The following is a 6574-nucleotide window of genomic DNA, read 5'->3' on the forward strand; positions in this document are numbered from 1 at the left end:
AGCGTGGCGCGCTCGGCGTCGTCGAGCGCGAACAGCACCGGGTTGGCGCCCGGCGGCGATTGCCATTCGGCATTGAACAGCGCGTTCTTCGCGATCGTGAAGTCGGCCATCACGGTGCTGTGCACCGCCAGCCATTCGCGTGCAGCGCGAAAGCGCGGGATCGTCACGCTGCTGCGCGAGAAGAACATCTCGTCGAGGTCGTTGCCGAGGTTCAGCGAGACGATGTTGAGCAGCGGCGCGGTGGCCTGCCCGCCCTCGCGGTGATGGCGATAGTCGCTCGCCCACGACTGCAGCGATTCGACATCGGTGGCGGCCGCGGCCATCAGGCGCGCGCTGCCGACCCGGCGGCCGGGCAGCTCCGCCGCGACCAGCGCACCGAAGGTCTTGCCGAAATCGAAGCCCCAGCCGAGCGCCTGCGAATCACCGACCACCAGCACGTCGGTCTCGGCCGCGAGCGTGGCCGCGCTGCAGTCGGCCACGCGCAGGCCCTGCGCATCGGTGCACAGCGCGAACGGCTCGCGGCCGGCGAGCTGGATCGTCGCGTCGAAGCCGGCCGGCATGCGCAGCGCGCCGTCGGCGTCGCTGACGGCCGGGATCGCCGGGCGCTTGTTCAGGTGCACGATGCGGCTCATGCCTTCGAGCAGCAGCGCGACCACCGCCAGCACGACCAGGCATTCGAGCAGGGTGCCGGCGACCGTTGCGCGTCGGCTGCGCCGCTGCGCGGACGACGGGCCTTCGACGGGCTCGGTCCGACCCTTCGACAAGCTCAGGGCGAGCGGGGTTTGCTTGCGCATGGACCGGGGATTCAGAACAGCGGGTACAGGAACGGTGCCAGCGCGCCGGACGACGACACGATCGCCAGCAGCACCGAGATCACCAGCAGCACCGGCAGCAGGATCAGCAGCCAGCGCTGGCGCCGCTGCGCGAGCGCACCCACCATGTCGCGCAGCGACGCGGAGATGCTTTGGATCATCCAGACGATCTTCATGGGGTTCTCCTTGCGGGGTGGCAACGTCGGTCAGTTCAGTAGCGCTTGCGCAGCACCAGGTCGTCGATCACCAGCATGTCGATGCCGGTGCGGGCGAACATCGCGAGTGCCATGCGCGGGTGGCCGACCATCGGCAGCGAGCGCTCGTTCAGCGAGGTGTTCAGCAGCGCGGCCACGCCGCTGTGCTGGCCGAAGCGGTTCAGCAGCGCCCAGTAGCGCGGGTTGTCGTCGCGCGTGCAGACCTGCGGGCGCGTCGTGCCGTCGGCGTGGATCGCGCCGCGCAGCTGCGTGCGGTACGCCTCGCGCACCGGCCAGATGGTCTGCATCCACTTCATCACCGGCTCGCCGACCCAGCGGGTGTCGAGCACCTGCTCGGCCTGTTCGGCGGTGATCGACAGCGCATACGGCCGGAAGTGGGTGTGCGATTTCACGCTGCGGCTCATGCGGCGCACCGTGTCGAGTTTGCCGGGATGCACCAGCAGCGAGCGGTTGCCGAGCGCCCGCGGGCCGACCTCGAAGCGGCCCTGCACCCACGCGACGATCGCGCCGTCGGCCAGCGCCTGGCTCACCTCGTCGAGCAGGCGGTCTTCGTCGGTGTAGCGGGTGCTGCCGATGCCGGCGGCCGGCAGCGCGCCAAGCGCCTGGTGGCCGAGCAGGAAGCTGAACGAGGGATCGGCGTCGATCAGCGGTTCGAGATCGCGGTTCGCATGCGACGAGCCGAGGTACGGGTGGCGGATCGGCTGCACCGGGCCGTGCTGCGCGGCACGCAGCATCGCCGCGCCGAAGGCCGCGCCGCCATCGCCCGGGTCCGGCGGCACGAAGAAGTGCTCGAACGCGCTGCGCTCGATCAGCTCGGTGTTGGCCAGGCAGTTCAGCGCGACGCCGCCGGCGAAGCACAGGTTGCGCGAGCCGGTCTGGCGCGACAGGCGCGACGCGAGCCCGAGCAGCACCTCGGCCAGCACGTGCTGCAGGCTCGCGGCGATGTCGGCGCAGCGCTGGTCGTCGTCGGGCACCTGCTGCGGGCCGTCGGCCAGCGAATCGAACGCATACGGCTGGCGGAAATCGCGCGGCGGGCCGAAGGCGGCGATCAGCGGCGCGGCGAACAGCGTGGACGCGTCGCCGTCGAAGTTGAAGTGCGACACCTCGATCGCGTAGCTGCCGTCGGGCTCGCTGCGCATCACGCGGCGCATCGCCTCGACGAAGCGCGGCTTGCCGAAGGCGGCCAGCGCCATCGTGCTCGCCTCGCCGGAATTCGGCTTGAAGCCGAGGTAGGCGGTGAAGGCGGCATAGACGAGGCCGATCGAATGCGGGTATTCGTACTGCTCGAGGATCTGGAGGCCCTGGCTCGCGTCGCGGCTGGCATCTCGACTTGCATAAGCGAGCGTCGTGCAATCCCACTCGCCGATGCCGTCGAGCACCAGCACCGCGGCCTCGTCGAACGGCGAGGCGTAGAAGGCCTGCGCGACGTGCGAATGGTGGTGCGCCGCGAGGTGGATGCGCGACGGCGGGACGCCGAAGCGTGAGCTCAGCGCGGCACGCGTCCAGAGCTTGTCGCGCAGCCAGCTGCGGTTGGCCGAGACGAAATCACGCAGCCCGCGCGGAAAGCGCGCGAAGCCGTTGGTCAGCACGCGCGAGTACTTCGGGCCGGGCTGCTCGTAGAACACGACCTCGTCGACCTCGTCGAGCGCCAGGCCCTGCTCGCGCAGCTGCGCCGCCAGCGACAGCGCCGGGTAGCTGCTGTCGTGCTTCTGCAGCGTGTAGCGCTCCTCGGAGGCCATGCTGACCAGCACGCCATCGCGCACCACGCAGGCGGCGCCATCATGGAAGTCATACGACAGACCGACAATGTTCATGGGTCATCCTCGAACGGCTGACTGCGGACGAACTGCAACGGAACTGCTGCGCAACAGCGACAACGAAACTGCGGGGGACTGCAACGGCGAACTGCAAGGGAAAGCGCGCGGCCGCTCTAGGCGGTCGATCGCGTACAGCCGTGCCGCCGGCACGTGTGGGACGTGCCTCAGCGGATGGTCGCGGACTTCAGTGAGCCGATGGGCTCAGTCGGGGGGAGGGTGTCGGGCGACCGAGTGGGGTCATCGACGTGCACACCGATGGGCGTGCTGGCAGGAATGCGGAATGCGGTACTGCAGTGTGAAGCTCGTGGGCGGTGTGCCCCATCGGCTTGCGCATGAACAACTCCTGGTTAAGTTGCTGTTGACTGCACTGGCCGACGCAGAATAACGAAGCCCCCTGGATGCTGCAACCCTTATTTTCAGGGACGCTTCTAGGGACGCCACACCGCCGACACGAGCCACAGGTTGGCCGCGCTGATCAGCACGAACAGCGTCCACGCACCGGTCTTCAGCCACGGGCCATTCGCGAACGAGCCCATCAGCGCGCGGTCGCTGGTGAAGCGGATCAGCGGCCAGATCGCGAACGGCAGCTGGAAGCTCAGCACCACTTGGCTCGCCACCAGCAGCTTGCCGACGCCCGCGTCGCCCAGCCACAGCACGCCGCCCAGCGCCGGCAGCAGCGCGAGGCCGCGCGTGATCAGGCGGCGCTGCCAGCACGGGATCTTCAGGTCGAGGAAGCCTTCCATCAGCACCTGCCCGGCGATGGTGCCGGTGAAGGTGGAGCTCTGCCCGGCCGCCAGCAGCGCGACGCCGAACAGCACCGAGGCGAACACGCCGCCGACCAGCGGGTCGAGCAGGTGGTACGCATCCTGGATCTCGGTGACCTCGGTGTGCCCGCTGCCGTTGAAGGCCGCGGCCGCGAGCGTCAGGATCGCCGCGTTCACCAGCAGCGCGAGCGACAGCGAGACCACGGTGTCCAGCGTCGACAGCCCGATCGCCTCGCGCCTGCTCGCGTCGTCGCCGGCGACGTGGCGCGTCTGCACGATCGATGAATGCAGGTACAGGTTGTGCGGCATCACGGTGGCGCCGAGGATGCCGATCGCGAGGTACAGCGCCTGCGGGTTCTCGACGGCCGACAGGCGCGGCACGAAGCCCTGCGCGACGGCGCGCCAGTCGGGCCCGACCAGCGCGAGCTCGACCGCGTAGCAGGCGCCGATCGTGACGATCAGCCCGAGCACGATCGCCTCGACCTGCCGGAATCCCTTTCCCTTGAGCCCGAGCACGACCAGCGTGTCGAACGCGGTGATCACGATGCCGGTGACCAGCGACACGCCGAACAGCAGGTGCAGCGCGAGCGCACTGCCCAGCACCTCGGCCACGTCGCACGCGATGATCGCGAGCTCGGCCAGGATCCACAGCACGCGGCTGGTCGCCTTCGGGTAGTGGTCGCGGCAGGCGCGTGCGAGGTCCTTGCGGGCGACCAGGCCGAGGCGCAGCGAGAGCGTCTGCAGCAGCATCGCCGCGAGGCTCGACAGCAGCACCACGCACAGCAGCGCGTAGCCGTAGCGCGAGCCGGCCTCGATGTCGGTCGCCCAGTTGCCGGGGTCCATGTAGCCGACCGAGACCAGCAGGCCCGGGCCGGCGACGCGCAGCAGCTTGCGCCACAGCGGCGCCTGCGCGGGGATCGCGATGCTGCCGCGCACCTCGGACGGGCAGAACGGGGCGGTGGCGGTGCGCGKCAATGAAAACATGGGATCGCATTCTGCCGGCTGCTGACAACACGTTGTCAGCAGCCGCCGCGCAGCATCGCGGCTCCGTTCCAAGCCACGCAACCCGTCCACCCGGAGACCGCCATGACCGACCCCATCCGCAGCGCCCTCAACTGGTTCGAGATCCCTGTCACCGACCTCGACCGCGCCCAGGCCTTCTACGAGAAGCTGTTCGCCACCACGCTGCGCCGCGAGCCGATGGGCGACGTGACGCTCGCGGTGTTCGGCTACGACCAGCCGGGCGTCGGCGGCTGCCTGATCGCCGGCGACCGGGTCGCGCCGCCGTCGCAGATGGGCACCATCGTCTACCTGAACGCGCAGCCCTCGCTCGATGCGGTGCTCGAGCGGGTGCAGGCCGCCGGCGGCGCGATCACCACGCCCAAGGTGACGCTGCCGGGCGAGATGGGCTGCTTCGCCCACATCGCCGACAGCGAAGGCAACCGCATCGGCCTGCACGCGCTGGCGTAGCATCCGCCCACCATGCGCCGTGCCGACCGCCTGTTCCAACTCGTGCAGCTCGTCCGCGGGCGGCGCCTGACCACGGCCGAGTTCATCGCCGAGCGGCTCGAGGTGTCGGCGCGCACGGTGTACCGCGACGTCGCCGACCTGCAGTTGCAGGGCGTGCCGATCGAGGGTGAGGCCGGCGTCGGCTACCGCATGCGCGCCGGCTTCGACCTGCCGCCGCTGATGTTCACCGGCGAGGAGGCGCAGGCGCTGGTGGCGGCGGTGCGCATTGCGCAGCCGCGCATCGATGCGGCACTCGCGGCGCGTGCCGACGCGGCCTTGTCGAAGATCCTGTCGGTGCTGCCCAGCGCGGCGCGCGCGGCGGCCGAGAGCCTGGCGCTGTACGCGCCCACCTTCGAGTTCGATCCGCGGGCGCGCTCGCACCTGGAGCTGCTGCGGCTGGCCGCCGAATCGCGGCGCCGCGTCGAGCTGCAGTACGTCGACCTGAAGGAGGTCAGCACCGAGCGCACCGTGCGCCCGCTCGGCTGCTTCTACTGGGGCGCGGTGTGGACGCTGGCGGCGTGGTGCGAGACGCGCGAGAGCTTTCGCAGCTTCCGCGTCGACCGCATCCGCGAGCTGATCGTCACCGACACCGCGTTCCGCGACGAGCCCGGCAAGACGCTGGCCGACCTGTTCCGGCACAACGAGGCGGCGGCCGAGGCGCACCGCAACGCGAACGCGGCCTGAGCGACGGGCAGGGCGCCGGAGGGCGGCCCTCTAAGATGGCGGACCCCCACACCCTGCCCTGCCCTCCCATGATCCAGCTGTATTACTTCCCCGGCAACGCCAGCATGGCGCCGCACATGCTGCTCGAAGAACTCGGCATTCCGTTCGAGCTGGTGCGCGTCGAGAGAGAGAAGGGCGCGCTGCGCTCGCCCGAGTACCTGAAGATGAACCCGAACGGGCTGATCCCGGTGATGGTCGACGGCGACCTGGTGCTGTACGAGTGCGCGGCGATCTGCCTGCACCTGGTCGACACGCACCCGCAGGCCGGCCTGGCACCGGCCGTCGGCACGCCGCAGCGGGCGCACTTCTACAAGTGGCTGATGTGGCTGACCAACTCGCTGCAGCCGGCGCTGATCTCGTACTTCTACCCGGACCGCTACGTGCGCGATGCCGAGGTGGTGCCACAGGTGAAGGACTGTGCCGAGGAACGCGTCGGCGCGCTGATCGACCTCCTCGAGGCCGAGCTGGCATCGCACGGCAAGCCGTGGCTGCTGGGCGAGGCGTACAGCGCGCTCGACCCATACGCGCTGATGCTGTGCCGCTGGACGCGCAACTTCCACCGGCCGGCGCGCACGCTGCCGGCACTCGGCGCCTACGTGCAGCGCGTGCTGGCGCGGCCGGCGGTGCAGCGGATGTATGCGAGCGAGGGGCTGCAGCCGCCGCTGGTCTGAAGGCGGGGCGCCGCTTGGTGTGGCGCTTCTCCTTCATGTTGATGAGGATGGATGTCCCTGAGC

7 protein-coding genes are annotated in these 6574 nt (G+C 70.0%); 3 read left to right on the plus strand and 4 right to left on the minus strand.

What is annotated here, in order from left to right; all coding sequences use genetic code 11:
• The 4 genes from AC1D15_RS13850 to AC1D15_RS13865 form a co-directional block, all read right to left on the minus strand.
• On the minus strand, positions 1–794 hold a 794-nt coding region (locus AC1D15_RS13850; RefSeq protein ID WP_477826435.1), incomplete at its 3' end, for a hypothetical protein.
• A gap of 11 nt (positions 795–805) precedes the next feature.
• Complete coding sequence (locus AC1D15_RS13855; protein WP_047508213.1) at positions 806–988, minus strand: DUF5989 family protein; 183 nt, start codon at positions 986–988, stop codon at positions 806–808.
• A gap of 35 nt (positions 989–1023) precedes the next feature.
• The gene (locus AC1D15_RS13860; RefSeq protein WP_477826436.1) at positions 1024–2841 is read right to left on the minus strand and encodes a carbamoyltransferase family protein; all 1818 of its coding nucleotides are present in this window, start codon (positions 2839–2841) and stop codon (positions 1024–1026) included.
• Between the two features lie 431 nt (positions 2842–3272).
• Positions 3273–4592: an Nramp family divalent metal transporter gene (locus AC1D15_RS13865; protein WP_477826437.1), complete on the minus strand. Its 1320-nt coding sequence runs from the start codon at positions 4590–4592 to the stop codon at positions 3273–3275.
• 102 nt (positions 4593–4694) lie between these two features.
• Here AC1D15_RS13865 and AC1D15_RS13870 point away from each other — a divergent pair, with 102 nt between their 5' ends.
• The 3 genes from AC1D15_RS13870 to AC1D15_RS13880 all read left to right on the plus strand — a co-directional run bounded on the left by AC1D15_RS13870 (position 4695) and on the right by AC1D15_RS13880 (position 6511).
• On the plus strand, positions 4695–5078 hold the full coding sequence (locus AC1D15_RS13870) for a VOC family protein (RefSeq protein WP_477826438.1): 384 nt from the start codon (positions 4695–4697) through the stop codon (positions 5076–5078).
• A gap of 12 nt (positions 5079–5090) precedes the next feature.
• The gene (locus AC1D15_RS13875; RefSeq protein ID WP_047508207.1) at positions 5091–5801 is read left to right on the plus strand and encodes a helix-turn-helix transcriptional regulator; all 711 of its coding nucleotides are present in this window, start codon (positions 5091–5093) and stop codon (positions 5799–5801) included.
• Positions 5802–5869: 68 nt separating this feature from the next.
• A complete protein-coding gene (locus AC1D15_RS13880; RefSeq protein ID WP_477826439.1) occupies positions 5870–6511 on the plus strand; it encodes a glutathione S-transferase family protein in 642 nt (213 codons plus the stop codon).
• The last annotated feature ends 63 nt before the right edge of the window (positions 6512–6574 follow it).

This window comes from Rhizobacter sp. P2_H2, assembly GCF_056403375.1.